The 21004-nt window shown below is 72.6% G+C and carries 18 protein-coding genes and 1 pseudogene; 7 read left to right on the forward strand and 12 right to left on the reverse strand.

The annotated features are described in order from the left end of the window. Positions 1–144: 144 nt before the first annotated feature. The 10 genes from ABEB00_RS02170 to ABEB00_RS02215 are packed head-to-tail and all read right to left on the reverse strand — an operon-like array spanning position 145 to position 10315. Complete coding sequence (locus tag ABEB00_RS02170; RefSeq protein WP_345617066.1) at positions 145–1704, reverse strand: NADH-quinone oxidoreductase subunit N; 1560 nt, start codon at positions 1702–1704, stop codon at positions 145–147. Next, positions 1701–3275, reverse strand: a complete 1575-nt coding sequence (locus ABEB00_RS02175) for an NADH-quinone oxidoreductase subunit M (RefSeq protein ID WP_345617067.1) — start codon at positions 3273–3275, stop codon at positions 1701–1703. The genes ABEB00_RS02170 and ABEB00_RS02175 overlap by 4 nt, the downstream gene beginning before the upstream one ends. Before the next feature lie 6 nt (positions 3276–3281). Continuing rightward, entirely contained in the window at positions 3282–5276 is a 1995-nt protein-coding gene (locus ABEB00_RS02180) for an NADH-quinone oxidoreductase subunit 5 family protein (RefSeq protein WP_345617068.1), read from the reverse strand. Next, entirely contained in the window at positions 5273–5728 is a 456-nt protein-coding gene (nuoK, locus tag ABEB00_RS02185; RefSeq protein ID WP_345617070.1) for an NADH-quinone oxidoreductase subunit NuoK, read from the reverse strand. The genes ABEB00_RS02180 and nuoK overlap by 4 nt, the downstream gene beginning before the upstream one ends. Next, complete coding sequence (locus tag ABEB00_RS02190) at positions 5728–6342, reverse strand: NADH-quinone oxidoreductase subunit J family protein (protein ID WP_345617072.1); 615 nt, start codon at positions 6340–6342, stop codon at positions 5728–5730. Before ABEB00_RS02190 ends, nuoK begins: the two co-directional genes overlap by 1 nt. Beyond that, on the reverse strand, positions 6339–6932 hold the full coding sequence (locus ABEB00_RS02195) for a NuoI/complex I 23 kDa subunit family protein (RefSeq protein WP_345617073.1): 594 nt from the start codon (positions 6930–6932) through the stop codon (positions 6339–6341). Before ABEB00_RS02195 ends, ABEB00_RS02190 begins: the two co-directional genes overlap by 4 nt. Then, a complete protein-coding gene (locus tag ABEB00_RS02200) occupies positions 6932–7900 on the reverse strand; it encodes a complex I subunit 1/NuoH family protein (RefSeq protein ID WP_345617074.1) in 969 nt (322 codons plus the stop codon). Before ABEB00_RS02200 ends, ABEB00_RS02195 begins: the two co-directional genes overlap by 1 nt. After that, entirely contained in the window at positions 7897–9207 is a 1311-nt protein-coding gene (locus tag ABEB00_RS02205; RefSeq protein WP_345617075.1) for an NADH-quinone oxidoreductase subunit C, read from the reverse strand. The genes ABEB00_RS02200 and ABEB00_RS02205 overlap by 4 nt, the downstream gene beginning before the upstream one ends. Next, on the reverse strand, positions 9204–9950 hold the full coding sequence (locus tag ABEB00_RS02210; RefSeq protein ID WP_345617076.1) for an NADH-quinone oxidoreductase subunit B: 747 nt from the start codon (positions 9948–9950) through the stop codon (positions 9204–9206). The genes ABEB00_RS02205 and ABEB00_RS02210 overlap by 4 nt, the downstream gene beginning before the upstream one ends. Continuing rightward, complete coding sequence (locus tag ABEB00_RS02215; RefSeq protein ID WP_345617224.1) at positions 9941–10315, reverse strand: NADH-quinone oxidoreductase subunit A; 375 nt, start codon at positions 10313–10315, stop codon at positions 9941–9943. The genes ABEB00_RS02210 and ABEB00_RS02215 overlap by 10 nt, the downstream gene beginning before the upstream one ends. Positions 10316–10553: 238 nt before the next feature. On the opposite strand from ABEB00_RS02215, the gene ABEB00_RS02220 reads away from it, so the two are divergent. The 5 genes from ABEB00_RS02220 (at position 10554) to ABEB00_RS02240 (ending at position 17710) form a co-directional block, all read left to right on the forward strand. Next, on the forward strand, positions 10554–11759 hold the full coding sequence (locus ABEB00_RS02220) for a sensor histidine kinase (protein WP_345617077.1): 1206 nt from the start codon (positions 10554–10556) through the stop codon (positions 11757–11759). Positions 11760–11938: 179 nt separating this feature from the next. Then, positions 11939–13372 (forward strand): sensor histidine kinase, encoded by a 1434-nt coding sequence (locus ABEB00_RS02225; protein WP_345617078.1) that lies wholly within the window; start codon positions 11939–11941, stop codon positions 13370–13372. 258 nt (positions 13373–13630) lie between these two features. After that, on the forward strand, positions 13631–14290 hold the full coding sequence (locus ABEB00_RS02230) for a LuxR C-terminal-related transcriptional regulator (RefSeq protein WP_345617225.1): 660 nt from the start codon (positions 13631–13633) through the stop codon (positions 14288–14290). Between the two features lie 449 nt (positions 14291–14739). After that, positions 14740–16668: a 2-oxoacid:acceptor oxidoreductase subunit alpha gene (locus tag ABEB00_RS02235; RefSeq protein ID WP_345617079.1), complete on the forward strand. Its 1929-nt coding sequence runs from the start codon at positions 14740–14742 to the stop codon at positions 16666–16668. Further along, complete coding sequence (locus ABEB00_RS02240; RefSeq protein ID WP_345617080.1) at positions 16661–17710, forward strand: 2-oxoacid:ferredoxin oxidoreductase subunit beta; 1050 nt, start codon at positions 16661–16663, stop codon at positions 17708–17710. Before ABEB00_RS02235 ends, ABEB00_RS02240 begins: the two co-directional genes overlap by 8 nt. 37 nt (positions 17711–17747) lie before the next feature. Here the strand turns inward: ABEB00_RS02240 and ABEB00_RS02245 are convergent, their stop codons facing one another. Then, positions 17748–18134: a winged helix-turn-helix transcriptional regulator gene (locus tag ABEB00_RS02245; protein WP_345617081.1), complete on the reverse strand. Its 387-nt coding sequence runs from the start codon at positions 18132–18134 to the stop codon at positions 17748–17750. Positions 18135–18262: 128 nt separating this feature from the next. Between ABEB00_RS02245 and ABEB00_RS02250 the strand changes: the two genes are divergently transcribed. Continuing rightward, positions 18263–19117, forward strand: coding sequence for an SDR family oxidoreductase (locus ABEB00_RS02250; RefSeq protein WP_345617082.1), 855 nt, complete (start codon positions 18263–18265; stop codon positions 19115–19117). A 118-nt stretch (positions 19118–19235) separates the two neighbouring features. Continuing rightward, the gene (gene rarD / locus ABEB00_RS02255) at positions 19236–20231 is read left to right on the forward strand and encodes an EamA family transporter RarD (RefSeq protein WP_345617083.1); all 996 of its coding nucleotides are present in this window, start codon (positions 19236–19238) and stop codon (positions 20229–20231) included. 134 nt (positions 20232–20365) lie between these two features. On the opposite strand, the pseudogene ABEB00_RS02260 reads toward rarD, so the two are convergent. Beyond that, positions 20366–21004, reverse strand: a pseudogene (locus tag ABEB00_RS02260) (tetratricopeptide repeat protein); the annotation flags it as partial.

Below are 21004 nucleotides of genomic sequence, written 5' to 3' on the forward strand. Positions count from 1 at the left end.
CGTCCAGTGGACCCTCCCGTACTGGTCAACGCCAGGCGGGGGCGGCCAGTTCCCTGGTGGGCGCGGCGGCGCGGGCGGGCTGCCCGGAGGCACGGGTGGGCCGTCCGGGTGACGGCACACACGCGTGGGGAACGCGGGCGCGGCTCAGAAGAGTCCGGTGCCGGCGAAGCGCAGGATGAGCTGGGGGGCTCCGGAGAGGGCGACGGCGAGGACCGCGGTGAGCGCGAGGGCGGCCGTGAGGGGGGCGGGGGCGCGGTGGGCGCGGGGTTCGCCCTCGGGGGCGCGAAAGAGCAGGGCCGTCCACCGGAGGTAGTAGTACAGCGCGATGACGACGTTGACGGCCATCAGGACGGCGAGCCAGCCGAGGCCGGCGTCGACGGCCGCGGCGAAGACGGTGACCTTGGCGAACAGGCCGATGATTCCCGGGGGCAGTCCGGCGAGGCAGAGCAGGAAGAACGCCAGGAGCAGGGCGGTGACGGGGTTCCTCGCGTACAGGCCGCGGTAGTCGGAGACCCGGTTGAGGGATTTCGTACGGCCGACGAGGGCGGCGACGGTGAAGGCGCCGAGGTTCACGGCGGCGTACATCAGGGCGTAGGCGACGGTGGAGCCGATCGAGCGTTCGGCGTCGTCGGAGTACGCGGCCGCGGCGATCGGCACCAGGAGGTAGCCGGCCTGTCCGACGGAGGACCAGGCGAGCAGGCGTACCGCGCTGTGCGCACGCGTGGTGCGCTGCCGCAGGGCGCCGGCGTTGCCGACGGTCATGGTGAGCGCGGCGAGTGCCGCCAGTGCCGGGCCCCAGACGTCGGCGTACGACGGCAGGGCGACGACGGTGACGAGGACGAGGCCGGAGAAGCCGACCGCCTTGCCGACGACGGAGAGGTAGGCGGCGATCGGCAGGGGGGCGCCGACGTAGGTGTCGGGCACCCAGAGGTGGAAGGGCACGGCGGCGGTCTTGAAGGCGAAGCCGACGAGGGTGAGGGCGACTCCGGCGTGGGCGAGGGTGGTGAACTGCCCGTCGACGTGCTGGACGCGGTCGGCGATCTCGGTGAGGTGGAGGGTGCCGGTGGTGGCGTAGAGGAAGCTGATGCCCAGGAGGCTGACCGCGGTCGCGGTGACCGAGGAGAGGAAGAACTTCAGTGCCGCTTCGGAGGAGCGCCGGTCTCCGTGGCGCAGGCCCACGAGGGCGAAGGCGGGCAGGGAGGCGACCTCCAGGGCGACGACGAGGGTCGCGAGGTCGCGGGAGGCGGGCAGCAGGGCGGCGCCCGCCGCCGAGGAGAGCAGCAGGAACCAGAACTCGCCCTCGGGCAGTCCTCGGTCGGCGTCCTTGAGGGTGGTCACCGACAGCAGGGCGGCCACCAGGGCGCCGCCGAGCACCAGGAACTGGATCACCAGGGTGAACGGGTCCGCGACGTAGCTGCACGCGTGGGAGCCGCCGGTCAGGCAGAAGGTGCTGCGGTCGCCGTCCAGCAGGGGCAGCAGCAGGAGCAGCGAGACGGCGAGGCCGGCCACGGACAGCCGGCCGAGCAGAGGTTTACGGGCGTCCTTGAGGAAGAGGTCGCCGACCAGGGCGGCGAGTCCGAAGAGGGCGGCCGCGGTGGGGGGCGCGAGGGCGAGCCAGTCGACGGACTGGACGAGGTTCTGGGCCAGTGGCTGGAGCGGTGGCTGGGCCAGTGGCTGGGCTGTGGACAGGGCCAGGGGGCTCATCGGGTGCCTCCTGTGAGGAGCTGCTGCACGGCCGGGTCGGTCAGGCCGAGGAGGGCCTTGGGCCACAGTCCGGCGAGGACGGTGAGGACGACGAGCGGGGTCCAGGCCGCGAACTCGTAGCGGCGGACGTCGGGGAGGCGGGAGCCTTCGGGCGGGGCGGCGCCCATGCAGACCCGGCGGACCACGATCAGCAGGTACGCGGCGGTCAGCAGGGTGCCGAAGGCGGCGATCGCCATGAAGGTGAGGAAGGCCGGGCGGCTGAGTCCGGGGGCGGGGTCGAACGCGCCGAACAGGGCCAGCATCTCGCCCCAGAACCCGGCCAGGCCGGGCAGTCCGAGCGAGGCGACCGCGGCGAAGGCGAGCAGGCCGCCCAGGCGGGGGGCCCGGCCGTAGAGGGCGGCGCCGGTCCGCTGCGCGAGGGTGTCGAGGTCGGTGCTGCCCGTGCGGTCCTTCAGGGCGCCGACCAGGAAGAAGAGCAGGCCGGTGATGAGGCCGTGGGCGATGTTGGCGAACAGGGCGCCGTTGACGCCGGTGGGGGTCATGGTGGCGATGCCGAGCAGGACGAAACCCATGTGGCCGACGGAGGAGTAGGCGATGAGCCGCTTCAGGTCGCCCTTCGCGCCGGATCTGGCGAGGGCGAGGCAGGCGAGCGATCCGTAGACGACGCCGACGGCGCCGAGGGCGGCGAGGCAGGGCGCGAAGGTGCGGAAGCCGTCCGGCGCGACCGGGAGCAGGATCCGGACGAAACCGTACGTGCCCATCTTCAGCAGGACGCCGGCCAGCAGGACCGAGCCGACGGTCGGAGCGGCGGTGTGGGCGTCCGGCAGCCAACTGTGCAGCGGCCACATCGGGGTCTTGACCGCGAGCCCGATCCCGATCGCCAGAGCAGCGATGACCTGCACGGATGTGGTCAGCGAGCGGCCGTTGTCAGTGGCGAGTGCCACCATGTCGAAAGTGCCCGCCGTGATTCCGATCAGGAGCAGGCCGAGCAGCATGACCACGGAGCCGAGCAGCGTGTACAGGATGAATTTCCAGGCCGCCCGGGTCCGGTCCTCGCCGCCCCAGCGGGCGATGAGGAAGTACATCGGGACGAGGACCGTCTCGAAGGCGAGGAAGAACAGCAGCAGGTCGAGGACGGCGAAGCTCGCGAGGGTGCCGGCCTCCAGGACGAGGACCAGGGCGACGAACGCCTTCGGGGTGGGACCCGAGGGCATCTTGAAGTACGAGTGGAGCGCGCAGAGGAAGGTCAGCAGCGCGGTCAGGACCAGAAGGGGGAGGGAAATGCCGTCGATGCCGAGGTGGATGCGCACATCGAGCGCGGGGATCCACCTGATGTCGGTCGTGGCCTGCATCTTCGAGGGGTGGTCGTGGTCGAAGCCGAGCGCGAGGACGACCGTGGCGAGGAGGACGGCTCCGGTGACGGTGACGCCGTGCCGCAGCACGGCCTGCTCGGGTGACTTCCCCTTCAGCCCGGGCGGTGCGGGCAGCAGGGCGGCGGCCGCGCCCAGGAGCGGACCGGCCACGATGAACGCCAGAAGGACCTGCATCACGGACTCGCTGATATCGATCACGCCTGCTCACGCTCCCGTCGCGGCGAGGACGACGGCGACCGTCAGGACGACGGTGCCGGCGAGCAGCGCGCTCACATAGGTCTGGACGTTGCCGGTCTGGGCGCGGCGCACGGCCGTGCCGAGCCAGCGGGGCAGGGCGCCCGCCCCGCGTACGTAGGTCTCCACGACCTCCCGGTCGAGGAACCGCACGAGGCTCGCGCCGGCCCGGACCGGGCGGACGAAGAGCGCGCTGTACACGGCGTCGAGGTGGAAGCCGGCGGCGGCGGGGCGGTGCAGCGGGCCGAGCAGGAGCCGGCCGGGGTCGGCCGGGTCCGGCGCGTACGCCACGTCTCCGTAGGCGGGCCGGTGGCTGGCGATGGCCTCCGCCTCGACGGCTCCGGCGTCGCCTCCCGGGTGGGCGGCGACCGCGCCCAGCGGGGTGCCGGCCGTGAGCGTGGTGGTGTGCCGCCAGGCGCCGTAGGTGACGAGGGAGCCCACCAGGGCCACGCCCGTGCCGAGCACGGAGGTGGTGAGGGTCGGGGTGAGGTCACCGCCGTCGAACCAGTCGGGAAGGAGGCGGAAGGCGATGCCGCCGAAGGCGAGGGAGGGAATCGCGAGCACCCAGAGCACGGCGTTCATGGGGAGCGGCTGCCTGCCGTGGTCGGGGGCCTCGGTGCCGTGGCCGCGGAAGGCCAGCAGCCACAGGCGCGTCGCGTAGGCCCCGGTGAGCAGGGCGGTGAGCAGTCCGGCGACGAGCACGATCCAGCCCGCGGCGGCGGGGGTGTGCTCGGTGTGGCCGCCGACGACGTGTTCGGCGGCGCCCAGCACGGACTCCTTGGAGAAGAAGCCGCTGAACGGCGGGATCGCGGCGAGTGCGAGCAGCGCCACGGTCGTCGTCCAGTAGGCGTCGGGGACGCGGTCGCGCAGGCCGCGCATCCGGGACATGGCGGCGAGCGAGTTGGTGCCGGCGGCGTGGATGATCACGCCGGCGGCGAGGAACAGCAGCGCCTTGAAGGCGCCGTGGGACAGGAGGTGGAAGACGGCGGCGCCGCGGTCGGCGACGGCGAGGGCGCCGCTCAGGTAGCCGAGCTGGCCGATCGTCGAGTAGGCGAGGACGCGTTTGATGTCGTCCTGGGCGAGGGCCGCGAGCGCCGACCCGACCATCGTGACCGCCGCCATGACGGCCAGGACCGCCATCGCGGCCCGCGAGGACTCGAAGACCGGGAGGAGCCGGGCGACGAAGTAGACACCGGCGGCGACCATCGTCGCGGCGTGGATCAGGGCGGAGACGGGTGTGGGGCCCGCCATCGCGTCGGGGAGCCAGGTGTGCAGCGGGAACTGCGCCGACTTGCCCGCCACGCCCGCCAGGAGCAGCACGGCGATGAGGGTGGGGTGGTCGAGTCCGCCGTTCGCGACGGTGGCGAGCACCTTGGTGATGCGGAAGGAGCCGGTGTCGGAGGCGAGCGCGAGCAGGCCGATGAGGAAGGGGACGTCACCGAGTTTGGTCACCAGGAACGCCTTGAGGGAGGCGGCGCGGGCCTCCGGGGTCTCCCAGTAGTGGCCGACCAGGAAGTAGGAGCAGATGCCCATGACCTCCCAGCCGACCAGCAGCACCATCAGATCGCCGGTGTAGACGACGAGGAGCATCGCGGAGGTGAAGAGGGAGACGAGGGCGGCGTAGGAGGGGTAGCGGGGGTCGTCGCGCAGATAGGCCGTCGAGTAGATCTGCACGCAGCCGGCGACCACGGTGACCAGGACGGCGACGAGGGCGGCGAAGCCGTCGACGTGCAGGGCCAGTTCCACGGGGACGGAGCCGGTGGGCGTCAGTTCGGTGGCGGCGTCGACGGCCCGGCCACCGCCCTGGCGGGCGGCGACGGTCACGGCGAGCACGAGCGCGGCGAGCGTCGGCAGGAGGGCGAGCGGGCGGACGAAGCCGGGTGCGCCGCGGCCCAGGAGCAGGCCGGCGGCGGCGCCCAGGAACGGAAGGAGGGGAACGAGGACGGCGAGGGTGGTGGTGGTCACGCGGTGGCCTCGGCCTTCTCGGCCCGCCCGGGCTGGTCGCGCTGGTCGGGGGCGTCGGGACTAAGGGGGCTGTGGGGGTCGCGGTCGGGACCGTCGCTCTCGGGGCCGTTGCTCTCGGGGCCCTCGCTCTCGGGGCCTTCGGCGGTGTCGCGGAGTCTGTCGATGTCCGAGGTGCCGCGGTTGCGGTGCACGGCGAGGACGATCGCCAGGCCGATGCCGATCTCGGCGGCGGCGATGGCGATGGTGAACAGGGTCAGGGCCTGACCGGAGTGCAGCGTCTCCTCGGCGGTCCTGCTGAGCCAGACGTCGAAGGCGACGAGGTTGAGGTTGACGGCGTTGAGCATCAGCTCGACCGACATCAGGACCAGGATCGCGTTGCGCCGGGCGAGGACGCCGTACAGGCCGGTGCAGAAGAGGAGGGCGGAGAGGACTGCGGGATAGGCGAGGTGCATCAACGGGTCCCTTCCGTGCCGTGCCGCTCCGCGGACGGGGTGGACGGGGTGGACGGGGTGGACGGGGTGGGCGTGGCCGTCGCGGACTTGCGGGACAGGACGATCGCGCCGACCAGGGCGGCGAGGAGGAGGACGGAGAGGGCCTCGAAGGGGAGGACCCAGTGCTGGAAGAGGCTCGCCCCGGTGACGTCCGTGGCGCCGGCGGCCGGGCCGTCGAGGTCGATCCAGGTGGTGCGGAAGGCGTCGACGACCACCCAGACCAGGGCCGCCGCGGCGGCGACGGCCACGGCCAGGGCGGCCCAGCGGTTGTCCGAGTCGGCGTCCGGGGAGCGGCCGATCGGGGCCCTGGTGAGCATCAGGCCGAACAGGAGGAGGACGACGACGGAACCGACATAGATGAGGACCTGTACCCAGGCGATGAACTCCGCGGTGAGCAGGAGGTACTCGACGGCGAGCCCACCGAGGCAGACCACGAGCCACAGGGCGGCGTGGACGAGTTGCCGGGTGGTGACGGTGACCAGCGCCGCGCCGAAGGTGACCAGGCCGACGAGGACGAAGGCGATCTCGACGCCGGTCGGGGAGAGGAAGCCGTGGGCTTCGGCCGCGAGGTTCACGCGTCCCCCTCCCCCGGTTCGGTACGGGCCGCGGCCGCCTGCTCGGCGGCCAGCAGCTTCTCGGCGGTCTTGCGGGCGGCGGCGATCTCCTTCGGCTCCTCCGCGCCGGGATCGAGGGCGGGCGGGGCCGGGACCGTCCACATCCACTCGCGGAGCTTGTCGCGTTCGTGGGTGAGTTCGCGGATGTCGGTCTCGGCGTACTCGAACTCGGGCGACCAGAACAGGGCGTCGAAAGGACAGACCTCGATGCAGATACCGCAGTACATGCACAGGGAGAAGTCGATGGCGAAGCGGTCCAGGACGTTGCGGCTGCGTTCGCGTCCGCCGGGGGCCGCCGCCGGGACCGTCTCCTTGTGGGAGTCGATGTAGATGCACCAGTCGGGGCACTCGCGGGCGCACAGCATGCAGACCGTGCAGTTCTCCTCGAAGAGGCCGATGACGCCGCGGGTACGGGGCGGGAGGTCGGGCTGGGCCTCCGGGTACTGCTCGGTGACCGTCTTCCTCGTCATCGTGCGCAGGGTGACGGCCAGGCCCTTGGCGAGACCGGAACCGGGGATGCGGGGCCGGGTGGACGGGAGGGGCTCAGCCATCAGGAGATCACCACCTTGACGACGCCGGTGAGGGCGATCTGGGCGAGGGAGAGGGGGACGAGGAGGGTCCAGGAGAGTTTCTGGAGCTGGTCCTCGCGCAGGCGGGGGTAGGTCACGCGCAGCCAGATCACGACGAAGGCGAGGAGGGCCGTCTTGAGCAGGGTCCACACCCAGCCGAGGCCGTCGGCGCCCCACGGGCCGTGCCAGCCGCCCAGGAAGAGGACGGTGGTCAGGCCGCACAGGACGACGATCCCGGCGTACTCGGCGAGCAGGAACAGGGCGAAGCGCAGGCCGGTGTACTCGGTGTAGGCGCCGAAGATGATCTCGGAGTCGGCGACGGGCATGTCGAAGGGCGGGCGCTGGAGTTCGGCGAGGCCGGCGATGAAAAAAACGAGCGCGCCGACGATCTGCCAGGGCAGCCACCACCACTCGAAGGCGTCCAGGATGCCGGGGAGGGAGACGGTGCCGGCCGCCATCGCCACCGAGGCGGCGGTGAGCAGCATGGGGAGTTCGTAGGCGAGCAACTGGGCGGCGGTGCGCAGGCCGCCGAGGAGGGAGAACTTGTTGGCGGAGGCCCAGCCGGCCATCAGGGAACCGAGGACGCCGACGCCCATGACGGCGAGGACGAAGAAGACGCCCGCGTCGACGGCCTGGCCGACCGCGCCCTCGCCGGGGCCGATCGGGACGGCCAAGAGGACCAGGAGGTAGGGCAGCAGCGCGACGGCGGGGGCGAGCTGGAAGATACGGCGGTCCGCGCCGCTCGGGACCACGTCCTCCTTCTGCGCGAACTTCACGCCGTCGGCGACGAGTTGGGCCCAGCCGTGGAAGCCGCCGGCGTACATGGGGCCGAGGCGGCCCTGCATATGGGCCATCACCTTGTGCTCGGTCTGGCCGACGATCAGGGGGAGGGCGAGGAAGAGGACGAAGACGATCAGGAGGCGCAGGGTGACGTCGAGCACGTCGTTCACTGCGGGCCTCCTGGTGGGGGTGAGGGTGGGAGTGGGGGTGAGGGTGGGAGTGGGAGCGGAGGTGGGGTCTGGGGCTGGGACGGCTCGGCGTCCTGGCCCGCGTCGGGCTGCGGTTCCGCCTCCCGGTCGGCCTGGAGTCGTGGTTCCGCGTTCTCGTCCTCCCGGGGTTCCGGCTCCGCGCCCTTGCTTTTCCCGGGGTCGGGGGAATCGGTCTCGTGGGGCGGCGGCTCGGTCGCCGGGGTGTCGAAGGCCGGGCGGGCGTGGTGCCACGGGGCGTCGGCGCTGCGAGGTGCGGTGGGGGCGGCCGGGGTCTCCGGCGGACCGTCCCCAGCGGTGGTCGTCGGCCGGCTCGCCGAGCCCTCCGACGCGCTCCGCGTCCGCCGGGGAGCCGGGGCGCCACCGGGTGCCGGTCGCTGTGAGGCCGAACCCTCACTCACGCTCCGCGCCCGCCGGGCGGCCGAGGCCGCCGGAGCCTCGGGCGCCGGGGAGGTGTCGGGGGCCGGTGCCGCCTGGCCGGCGGAGCCTTCGGCCGCCGTACGCGCACGCCGCGCCGGGGCCGCAGGCCCGGAATCCACCGCCCCGGCATCCACCGCCCCCGCCTGGCTGGCGGAGCCCTGGGATGCCGTGCGGGTGCGGCGGGGTGGGCGTTCGGCCGGTGTGCGGGTGGGGCGGTCGGCTGCCGTGCGGGTCGGGCGGTCGGCCGGGGTGCGGCCGGTACCGCGGGCCGGGGCGGGTGGGAGCCGGCCCTTGAGGGGGCCCCACTCGTTCGGGTCGGGGACGCCGGGCGGCAGCATCTGCCGGCGTCGGGGACCGCCGCCCGCGGCCTCCCCCGGCTCCTTCGCGCCCGGCCACGCCTTGGCGACGCGGGCGGCGAGGACGAAGTCCTTGCGCAGCGGGTTGCCCTCGAAGTTCTCCGGCAGGAGCAGGTGGTCGAGGCCGGGGTGGCCCTCGAAGACGACGCCGAACATCTCGTGCGTCTCGCGTTCGTGCCAGGTCGCGCCGGCGTACACCGTCACCGCGGAGGGCAGTACCGGCGTCTCGTGCGGGACGGTCGTGCGCAGCAGGAGCCGCCGCAGCGGCGTCAGGGCGGCGACGTGCGCGGCGACCCGGAAGCCGGTGCCCGGTTCGTCGACCGCGCTCAGCCAGTCGAAGTAGGTGCAGCCCAGCCGGTCGCGCGCGGTCTCCAGGGCCGGGATCCAGGCCGCCGGGGGCACGTCCACGGTCAGGATCTCGTACGCCTCCTCGGCCGTGGCCTCGGCGCCGAACAGCTCCGTGGCCTCGGCGGGCAGCCAGCCGACCCCGCTCATCGCGCCTCCCCCGAGGAACCGGACGGACCCGGCCCGTCGGGCAGGCCGGGCGGACCGGGCGGACCGGGCGGGCCGGGCGGTGTCACCAGGCCGCTCTGCAGGGCCGCGGCCGACGGCCGGTGCGCGGTGCCGTACCGCTCCGCCAGCGACTCCCGGGCGATCTTCTCCTGGAGCTTGAGGATTCCCTGGAGCAGCGCCTCGGGCCGCGGCGGGCACCCGGGGACGTAGACGTCGACCGGGATGATCTGGTCGACGCCCTTGGTCACGGAGTACGAGTCCCAGTACGGGCCGCCGCAGTTGGCGCAGGCGCCGAAGGAGATGACGTACTTGGGCTCCGGCATCTGCTCGTACAGGCGTTTGATGGCGGGGGCCATCTTGTCGGTGACCGTGCCGGAGACCACCATCAGGTCGGCCTGGCGCGGGCCCGGCGCGAACGGGATGACGCCGAGGCGGATGAAGTCGTGGCGGGCCATCGACGCGGCGATGAACTCGATCGCGCAGCAGGCGAGGCCGAAGTTGAAGACCCAGAGGGAGTAGCGGCGGCCCCAGTTGAGGACGACCTTCATCGGCTCGGGCGCGAGGCGCGCGAGCGTACCCAGCCGCCTCGGCTCCGGCAGCAGCACAGCCTCCGCAGGCGGCACAGCCTCCGCGGGCGGCACGGGCCCCGCGGGCGGCACGGGCTCCGCCGGCCGTACGGGCTCCGGCTGCCCACCGGTGTTTCCGGTGTCCGGCGTCACGTCCATGCCAGGACACCCTTCCTGTATGCGTACAGCAGTCCCACGGCCAGGAAGCCGAGGAAGATGAACATCTCCACCAGGGTCGTCGCACCGTAGCCGGGGGCGGCGAAGACCGTCGCCCAGGGGAACAGGAAGATCGAGTCGACCGCGAAGATCACGTACAGGAACGCGTAGACGTAGTAGCGGACCTGGGTGTGGGCCCAGCCCTCGCCCACCGGGTCGACGCCGCACTCGTACGTCATGAGTTTCTCGGGGGTGGGCACCACGGGCCGCAGCAGGCGCCCGGCGCCGAAGGCCACGGCGACGAAGAGCACGCCGACGACGGCGAGCAGCCCCACGACCGAGTACGACTGGAAGTAGTCCGATGCCATGACGACGGTCGGTTCCGGCACGTCCGTCCCCCTCGCTCCCTGTCCGTCCCGAAGTCTGCTGTCCGACGATCTGTACGCACGGGAGTCTAGGGCCTGCTAAAGAGACCGTAAGCAGCCTGTCGTACCTCGATCGCGTTCCGGGACGGCTCCCGGGTACCGGTGGTGGGGTTTTCCTCAGTCGATCCCGGCGGGTCCACCTCATGGCGCCGGGGTGCCGCGGCGCGGCACGCTGGGCCGTATGACCGAAAGCCTCTCGTCACCGCTCCCCGCCGAAACCGGCGGGGGGCCGGACAACGACCGTCCGCCGCCGGCCCGTCTCGCCCTCGACCGGCACACCTGGAAGGAGATCGCCCATCTGCTGGCCAACCTTCCTGCGGCGCTGATCGGTTTCGTCTACGTCGTGACGGTGCTGGCCGTCGGTCTCGGGCTGACGGTCACGGTGGTCGGGCTCCCGCTGCTGGCGGCGGGGCTGATCGGCGCGCGGTGGTGGGGAAGGCTGGAGCGGGCGCGGGCGCGGGCGCTGCTCGGTGTGCGGGTGGACGAGCCGAGCCGGCTGCCCCGGCGGGCCGCCGACGGGTTCTTCCCCCGGCTGTGGGCGGCGTTGAAGGACCCGGTGGGCTGGCGCACGGTCCTGTACGACCTGATCCGGATGCCGTGGGGAATCCTCACCTTCACCCTGACGCTGGTGTCACTGTTCGTGCTCTGGCCGGTGCTGCCGTTCCTCGCCCGGGGGCTGACCAACGTGGACCGGGCGATGGTGCGCGGGCTGCTCTCCCCCTCGGACGAGCTGGAACGGCGCATCGCCGAGCTGGAGTCGGACCGCGGGGTCGTGGTGGACACGGCGGCGGCCGACCTGCGGCGCATCGAACGCGACCTGCACGACGGGGCGCAGGCCCGCCTGGTCAATCTGGCCATGGGTCTGGGTCTGGCCAAGGAGAAGCTGCTGGAGGACCCCGACGCGGCGGCGGTGATGGTCGACGAGGCGCACGGCGAGGTGAAGCTGGCGCTGCGGGAGCTGCGGGATCTGGCCCGGGGCATCCACCCCGCCGTGCTGACCGACCGCGGCCTGGACGCGGCGCTCTCCTCGATCGCCTCGCGCTGCACCGTGCCGGTGAAGGTGACGGTGGACCTGACGGCCCGGCCGGCGGCGGCCATCGAGGGCATCGCCTACTTCACCGTCTCGGAGCTGCTGCAGAACGTCAGCAAGCACAGCGCGGCCAGGTCGGCCGCCGTGGAGGTGTGGCGCAGCGACGACCGGCTGCTCATCCAGGTCGGGGACGACGGCCGCGGCGGCGCGAGCCTGGACGGCGGTACGGGGATGAAGGGGCTGGCCGACCGGCTGGGCGCCGTGGACGGCCTGTTCGTCGTGGAGTCCCCGGAGGGCGGCCCGACCACCGTCACGGCCGAACTCCCCTGGCGCGACCGCGAGGGCCTCGCTCCCTGAGGCCGGCCCCGGCGGACCGAAGGCGCGGTCCGCGGGTGGGGAAAACCCCCCGGCCGAGAGGCCCACGGGCTCCATGGTCCACAGCCGGGCCGGCGAGGAGGGTGGAGGTACGACAGCGCAACCGTCCGGCGCCCCGGACGCGGCACCGCCTCAAAGGGACGAGCAGAAGGACGACACCGATGGCCACGGAGTACGGGCAGGAGTACGGGCAGAGGTACGGGCAGGAGTACGGACCGAGGTACGAGCAGGGGTACGAGCAGGATCACCGGCCCGGGCATGGCTACGAGCACCGGTACCGGCACGGGTACGAGCACGAGCACCGGCACCTGCTGTCGGCGGGGCTGCGCGCGCCGTTCGAGGGGCGGAGCCTGCGCGAGTTCGGCTACATCCTGCTGAGCCTGCCGGTCAGCGTCCTCCTCTTCACGTACGCCGTCACGATGGTGTCGCTGGGCGCCGGACTGCTGGTGACGTTCCTCGGCGTCCCGGTGCTGGCGGCGGCGCTCGCCGGCTGCCGGGGCCTGGGGGCCCTGGAGCGGGCCCGGGCCCGCTCGCTGCTGGGGCTGCGGGTGGCCGCCCCCGAGCCGCTGCGGCCGGGCAAGCGGGGCGCGTGGGCCTGGACGGGGGCCGTCCTCAAGAGCGGCGCCTCCTGGCGGTCGCTGCTCTACGCGCTGCTGCACCTGCCGTGGGCGGTGTTCTCCTTCGTCGTCGCCGTGACCCTGTGGACGTTCGGCTGGGCGACGCTGAGCTACCCGCTGTGGTTCTGGGTCTTCCCGATGTGGGCCGGGCAGGACGGTCTGCAGCTCTACGGCGACGAGACCCACCGGATCTATCTGGACAACCCGTTCGAGATCACCGTGACGGCGTTGGTGGGACTGCTGTTCACGCTGGCCACGCCGTGGATCGTGCGGGCGCTGACGACGGTGGACAGGCTGATGGTCCACGGGCTGCTCGGGCCGTCGCGGCTGGCGACCCGCGTGGTGGAGCTGGAGTCGGACCGGGGTGTCGTGGTCGACGCGGCCGCCGCCGACCTGCGGCGCATCGAGCGCGACCTGCACGACGGGGCGCAGGCCCGCCTGGTCAGCCTGGCGATGGGCCTGGGCCTGGCCAAGGAGAAGATGCGGGAGGACCCGCGGGCGGCGGCCCGGATGGTGGACGAGGCGCACGGCGAGGTGAAGACCGCGCTCCAGGAGCTGCGGGACCTGGCCCGCGGCATCCACCCCGCCGTGCTGACCGACCGCGGCCTGGACGCGGCGCTCTCCTCGGTCGCCTCGCGCTGCACCGTGCCGGTGCGGGTGGACGTGGACCTGGCCGGACGGCCGGCCCCGGCGATCGAGGGGATCGCGTACTTCACCGTCTCGGAGCTGCTGCAGAACGTCAGCAAGCACGCGCGGGCCACCGCCGCGGCCGTGGAGGTGTGGCGGGTGGAGAACCGGCTGATGCTCCAGGTCGAGGACGACGGCGTGGGCGGTGCCGACGTCGGGGCCGGTTCCGGGCTCGCGGGGCTGGCGGAGCGGCTCGACGCGGTCGACGGCATCCTGGTGGTGGACTCGCCGGCCGGCGGGCCCACCCGGATCACGGCGGAGCTGCCCTGGCGGGCGGACCGGCGGGGGTGACACCGCCCCCGGTCCCGTCCGTTGCCGCGACCGGGCGTGGGTCACACCGTCCCCCGCCCCCCATCCCCCGTCCCTCGTCCCCCGTCCCCCTCCGGTCCGTTGCCGCGCCCCGCGACCCGCGCCCCGTGCCCCGCGTCCCCCGACCCCGCAGCCGGTTCCGGCGCCGCGACCGATGCTGGGATGCTGGACCCGTCGACAGAGGCGGGCGCGGGCGCGCCGGCCCGGGGATGTGGGGGACGGAACATCGTGGAGGACAGGGTGCGGGTGGTCATCGCCGAGGATTCGGTGCTGCTCAGGGAGGGTCTGACCCGGCTGCTGACCGACCGGGGGCACGACGTGGTGGCCGGTGTCGGGGACGGCCAGGCGTTGATCAAGACCATCGCCGAGCTGGCCGGGCAGGGAGAGCTGCCGGACGTCGTCGTCGCGGACGTAAGGATGCCGCCGACCCACACCGACGAGGGGGTGCGGGCCGCGGTGCAACTGCGCAAGGCGCATCCCGGCATCGGCGTACTGGTGCTGTCGCAGTACGTGGAGGAGCGCTACGCCACCGAGCTGCTGGCCGGTTCCAGTCGCGGGGTCGGGTATCTGCTCAAGGACCGGGTGGCCGAGGTCCGTGAGTTCGTGGACGCGGTGGTGCGGGTGGCCCGGGGCGGGACGGCGCTCGACCCCGAGGTGGTCGCGCAGTTGCTCGGCCGCAGCCGCAAGCAGGACGTGCTCGCGCGGCTCACCCCCCGGGAGCGGGAAGTGCTGGGGCTGATGGCGGAGGGCCGGACCAATTCCGCGATCGCCAGACAGCTCGTGGTCAGCGACGGAGCCGTCGAGAAGCACGTCAGCAACATCTTCCTGAAACTGGGGCTCTCCCCCAGCGACGGTGATCACCGCCGCGTACTCGCGGTGCTCACCTATCTGAACTCCTGAGACCTCCGAACTCCGGCCGCCGGACGCCGGACGCCGGCCTCTCGGCGCCGGCTTCGCGACCCCCGCACCGGCATCCGATCCTTTGCCACCGGCATACGAACCCCCGGCACCGGCATCCGGACCGCGGACACCGGCAGGCGGAAATCGACGGTGGAAAGGCGACAGGAGAAAAACGGCCGGAAGTCGCGGTTGCCGTCGTCTCCCGGAAATCCTCCGCGCCCGCCCGCCGGGTCCCTCGAACGGGCGAGAAACCGAATGCGGGACGGGGTGTGCCATTCCCCGCGCCGGGGGGCTGACAGGCCATGAGACTTCGGGCCGCGCGCTGTCTCGAAGTCGTGTTCATCTGGCGAATCTCCCCCGGACGGCGACCGTCACGGTCGTAGTGTTGACCCTGGGATGGTCGCGGAAGACCACTCCAGGGACAGCCACCTCGAGGGAGGTCCACTTCAGTGACCAGCCAGGTCAGCAGCCCAGCGGGACAGGCCGACGGAACCGTCGTAGGAGAACAGCGCAAACCGGCCGGGACGAAGGACGTCCGCCGGCTGGACCGGGTGATCATCAGGTTCGCGGGGGACTCCGGCGACGGTATGCAGCTCACCGGCGACCGTTTCACCTCGGAGACGGCGTCCTTCGGGAATGATCTTTCGACGCTGCCGAATTTCCCGGCCGAGATCCGGGCACCGGCAGGCACGCTGCCTGGGGTTTCGTCGTTCCAGTTGCATTTCGCGGATCACGACATCCTCACCCCGGGCGATGCGCCGAACGTGCTGGTCGCGATGAATCCGGCCGCCCTGAAGGCGAACATCGGCGACCTGCCGCGCGGTGCGGAGATCATCGTCAACACGGACGAGTTCACCAAGCGGGCGATGCAGAAGGTCGGCTACGGCGAATCCCCGCTGGAGGACGGCTCGCTCGACGGATTCCATCTCCATCCGGTGCCGCTGACGACGCTGACGGTCGAGGCGCTGAAGGAGTTCGACCTGTCCCGCAAGGAGGCCGAGCGCAGCAAGAACATGTTCGCGCTGGGCCTGCTGAGCTGGATGTACCACCGGCCCACCGAGGGCACGGAGAAGTTCCTGCTGACCAAGTTCGCGAAGAAGCCGGACATCGCCGCGGCGAACATCGCCGCCTACCGGGCGGGCTGGAACTTCGGCGAGACGACCGAGGACTTCGCGGTCTCCTACGAGGTGGCCCCGGCGGCGACGGCGTTCCCGCCCGGCGTCTACCGCAACATCTCCGGCAACCTGGCGCTGGCCGCCGGTCTGATCGCCGCGTCCCGCCAGGCGGACCTGCCGCTGTTCCTGGGCTCGTACCCGATCACGCCGGCCTCGGACATCCTGCACGAGCTGAGCCGGCACAAGAACTTCGGGGTGCGCACCTTCCAGGCCGAGGACGAGATCGCGGGCATCGGCGCCGCGCTGGGCGCCGCCTTCGGCGGTTCGCTGGCGGTCACCACCACCTCCGGTCCCGGGGTGGCGCTCAAGAGCGAGACCATCGGACTCGCCGTCTCGCTGGAACTGCCGCTGCTGATCGTGGACATCCAGCGCGGCGGGCCGTCCACCGGGCTGCCGACCAAGACCGAGCAGGCGGACCTGCTCCAGGCGATGTACGGCCGCAACGGCGAGGCGCCGGTGCCGGTGATCGCCCCGCGCACCCCGGCGGACTGCTTCGACGCGGCTCTGGAGGCGGCCCGGATCGCGCTGGCCTACCGCACGCCGGTCTTCCTGCTCTCCGACGGCTACCTGGCCAACGGCAGCGAGCCGTGGCGCGTCCCGGAGGTCGACGAGCTGCCCGACCTGGCCGTGCAGTTCGCCCAGGGACCCAACCACACCCTGGCCGACGGCACCGAGGTCTTCCGGCCCTACCAGCGCGACCCGGCCACCCTGGCCCGCCCCTGGGCGATCCCCGGCACGCCCGGTCTGGAGCACCGCATCGGCGGCATCGAGAAGCAGGACGGCACCGGGAACATCTCCTACGACCCGGCCAACCACGACTTCATGGTCCGCACCCGGCAGGCCAAGATCGACGGCATCGACGTCCCCGGACTCCAGGTGGACGACCCCGACGGGGCGCGGACCCTGGTGCTGGGCTGGGGTTCGACGTACGGGCCGATCACCGCCGCCGTGCGCCGCATCCGCAAGGAGGGCGGTTCGATCGCGCAGGCGCATCTGCGGCACCTGAACCCCTTCCCGCCCAACCTCGGCGCGGTGCTCAAGGGGTACGGCAAGGTGGTGGTCCCGGAGATGAACCTGGGCCAGCTCACCACCCTCGTCCGGGCGAAGTTCCTGGTCGACGCCCACTCGTACAACCAGGTCAACGGCATGCCGTTCAAGGCGGAGCAACTCGCCACCGCGCTGAAGGAGGCCATCGATGGCTGAGGCACTGAAGCTGGTCCCCAAGGCCGAGGGCAAGCAGTCGATGAAGGACTTCAAGTCCGACCAGGAAGTGCGCTGGTGCCCCGGCTGCGGTGACTACGCGGTCCTCGCCGCCGTGCAGGGGTTCATGCCGGAGCTGGGGCTGGCGAAGGAGAACATCGTCTTCGTCTCCGGCATCGGCTGCTCCTCCCGTTTCCCGTACTACATGAACACCTACGGGATGCACTCCATCCACGGCCGCGCCCCCGCCATCGCCACCGGCCTCGCCGCCTCCCGCCGGGACCTGTCCGTGTGGGTCGTCACCGGTGACGGCGACGCGCTCTCCATCGGCGGCAACCACCTGATCCACGCGCTGCGCCGCAACGTGAACCTCAAGATCCTGCTGTTCAACAACCGGATCTACGGCCTGACCAAGGGGCAGTACTCACCCACCTCCGAGGTCGGAAAGATCACCAAGTCGACGCCGATGGGCTCGCTCGACGCCCCCTTCAACCCGGTGTCCCTCGCCCTGGGCGCGGAGGCGTCCTTCGTCGCCCGGACCGTGGACTCCGACCGCAAGCACCTCACCGAGGTGCTGCGGCAGGCCGCCGCCCATCCGGGCACGGCCCTGATCGAGATCTACCAGAACTGCAACATCTTCAACGACGGTGCCTTCGACGTGCTGAAGGACAGACAGCGGGCCGAGGAGGCGGTGATCCGGCTGGAGCACGGGCAGCCGATCCGCTTCGGCGCCGACGGCGCCAAGGGGGTCGTACGGGACCGGGCGACCGGCGATCTGCGGGTGGTCGAGGTGACCGCGGCGAACGCGGCCGACGTCCTGGTGCACGACGCCCACGCCGCCTCACCCACCACCGCCTTCGCCCTCTCCCGCCTCGCCGACCCCGACACCCTGCACCACACCCCCATCGGGGTGCTGCGCTCGGTCGACCGCCCGGTCTACGACACCCAGATGTCCGAACAGCTCGACGCCGCCGTCGAGCGCGACGGCAAGGGTGACCTGGCCGCGCTGCTGGCGGGCGGCGACACCTGGACGGTCGTCGGCTGACCGGTCGGGTGGTGCGAAGGTCCGGGGCCCGGGGCGATCAGCCCCGGGCCTCGTCGTACTCCTCCCGCGCCCGGGTCACGGTGTCCATCCGCCGCCGCGTCCACAGCGCCAGTTCCCGGACCTGTTCCGCCGCCTCCCGGCCGAGGGGGGTCAGCGAGTAGTCGACGCGCGGCGGGATCACCGGCTTGGCGTCGCGGTGGACCAGGCCGTCGCGTTCCAGCGTCTGCAGGGTCTGGGTCAGCATCTTCTCGCTGACCGGCCGGCCGACCCCGGAGACCGCGCGGCGCAGCTCGCCGAACCGGTGCGTGCGGTCCAGCAGGGCGATCAGGACCAGCACGCCCCAGCGGCTGGTGACGTGCTCCAGGACGAGCCGGTGCGGGCACAGCGCCTCGGCGTCGCTTCGCGCTCTCTCACTTACTGTCACGCCAGTACCTTACTTCAAAGTGGGTACTTTCTTTTGGTTAGTGCGGTGCTTACGGTGGGTGCAGGTCAGGAGAAGCCACCCGGGCAGGCCGCCCGGAACAGAGCCACCCCGCGAGGAGTACGCAGATCATGAGCATCGTCGTCACCGGAGCCACCGGACACCTGGGCCACCACGTGCTGGAGCAGCTTCTGGAGAAGGTCCCGGCCGACCAGGTCACCGCCGTCGTCCGGACGCCGGAGAAGGCCGCCGGCCTCGCCGAGCGCGGGGTGCGGATCGCGGTGGCCGACTACAACTCCCCCGAGACCCTGGACGGCGTCTTCGCGGCGGGCGACCGGGTGCTGCTGATCTCCGGCAACGAGTTCGACAAGGGGCGCGTGGCGCAGCACCGGGCCGTCATCGACGCCGCCGCCGCGGCCGGTGTCGCGCTGCTCGCCTACACCAGCGCGCCCGCCTCCCTGACCGCCGCCCTGGCGGACGACCACCGCGGTACCGAGGAGGTCCTGCTCGCCTCCGGCCTGCCGTACGTCCTGCTGCGCAACGGCTGGTACCACGAGAACTACACCGAGAACCTCGCCCCGGTGCTGGAGCACGGCGCCGTGGTGCAGGCGGCCGGCGAGGGCCGTCTCTCCTCCGCCGCCCGCGCCGACTACGCGGCCGCCGCCGTCGCCGTACTGACCGGCGAGGGTCACGAGAACAAGAGCTACGAGCTGGGCGGCGACGAGGCGTGGAGCTTCGCCGAGTACGCGGCCGAGCTGAGCCGGCAGACCGGCCGGGAGATCGCCTACCAGCCGGTGTCCACGGCCGACTACACCGCGATCCTGGCCGGTGCCGGGCTGCCCGGGCCGCTGGCCGCGGTCCTGGCCGGCGTCGACGCCTCCATCGAGAAGGGCGAGCTGGCCGTGACCGGCGGCGACCTGTCCCGGCTGGCCGGCCGCCCGACCACCCCGCTCGCCGACGCGATCAGGGCCGCCCTGCGCGACTGAACGCCCGCTGTCACCTTCCGCCACCGCCTGTCATGACCGTATAGCGATACGGACATGACAGGTGCGGCGTACGGCGCTACGGTCGCGGAGGCGGCCGGCGCGCGAGAAGGGGATGCCCATGTCCGGGACATCGAACGGCGACAGCAAGCACGAAGACCTGCGCGGCGAGAGCCGAATAGGTCTGCTGAACGGTTTCGCCGCGTACGGGATGTGGGGGCTGGTCCCCGTTTTCTGGCCGCTGCTCAAACCCGCCGGGGCGATGGAGATCCTCGCCCACCGCATGACCTGGTCCCTCGTCTTCGTCGCCGCCGCGCTGCTCTTCGTACGGCGCTGGGCCTGGGCGGGCGAACTGCTGCGGCAGCCGCGCCGGCTCGGCCTCGTCAGCGTCGCCGCCGCGGTCATCACCGTCAACTGGGGCGTCTACATCTGGGCCGTCAACAGCGGCCACGTCGTCGAGGCCTCGCTCGGGTACTTCATCAACCCGCTGGTCACCATCGCCATGGGCGTACTGCTGCTCAAGGAACGGCTGCGCCCCGCGCAGTGGGCGGCGGTGGCGACCGGCGCGGCGGCGGTGATCGTGCTCACCGTCGGCTACGGCCGGCCGCCCTGGGTCTCCCTCTGCCTCGCCTTCTCCTTCGCCACGTACGGCCTGGCGAAGAAGAAGGTCAACCTCGGCGGCGTCGAGTCGCTGGCCGCCGAGACGGCCGTCCTCTTCCTGCCCGCGCTCGGCTTCCTGCTCTGGCTGGGCGCGCGCGGCGAGGCGACCTTCGCCACCGAGGGCGCCGGGCACGTCCTGCTGCTCGCCGCGACCGGCCTGGTCACCGCGGTCCCCCTGGTCTGCTTCGGCGCCGCGGCGATCCGCGTGCCGCTGTCCACGCTTGGCCTGCTCCAGTACCTGGCCCCGGTCTTCCAGTTCCTGCTCGGCATCCTCTACTTCCACGAGGCCATGCCACCCGAACGCTGGGCGGGCTTCGCCCTGGTGTGGCTCGCCCTCACCCTCCTCACCTGGGACGCCCTGCGCACCGCCCACCGCAACGCGCGTGCCCTGCGCGCGGGCATCGAGACCGGTTCCCGCACCCCGGTCGTCAAGACGGAGACGTCGACGGGGGCCTGAGGGGCGGCGGCGGCAGGACCGTGCTCCGCGTCGCCGAGCTGCCGAACAGCGTGCCTCAGGTCGCCCCGTTCGGCGGAGTCCTGGCAGCGTGGCGGGCGTCGAGGGTGGAGAGAGCGGGACCGTCTGACACGTCGTTACTCGGTCCGGGGGCGGGCCGTGCGTTCGGTGAGGCGGGTCATGCGGGCGCGGGCGGAGTCCAGGGACTCCAGGGAGTCGGGCTCCTCGGCGGCGGGGCCCCGCTCGGTGCTCAGGGTGGTCCACAGGTCGATGAGTTCGGCGCCCAGTTCGAGTCCCTGCGCGGGATCGCGTACGGCGCGCCAGGAGGTGGCCGCGCCCCGCACGCTGCCGTAGGCGGCCTCCGGGTCGCCCGCGTGGCGGTGGGCGCGGACCAGGTCCAGGCAGAGGCGCGTCGCGTGCGCCGGCTCGTCCGACAGGTAGGCGATGTAGGCGGTGAGTTCGCGCAGCCGAAGCACCTCGGGGTGGTCCGGGCCCAGCGTTGCGCCGGCCTGTGCCACGGCCTGCTCCGCGAGTCGCGTCGCCTCCTGGGTGCGGCCCTGGGCGACCGCCTCGTGGATGCGCGCGGTCGGCTCCGCGAGCAGGGCGGGCCTGGTGGGGTCGCCGGGCGCGGTGAGCGGTTCGTCCCCGAGCACCGCCTCGGCCACGGCGTCGAAGCCGCGGGGCGGGGGCGGGGTGAGGTCGGGTTCGGGCTCGCGCGGGGGGAGGGTGACGCGTGCGCGGGAGGCGGCGGGGGCGGGGTGGGGCGGGGGCGCGGT

This window comes from Streptomyces ziwulingensis (assembly GCF_039542605.1).
Lineage (GTDB): Bacteria > Actinomycetota > Actinomycetes > Streptomycetales > Streptomycetaceae > Streptomyces > Streptomyces ziwulingensis.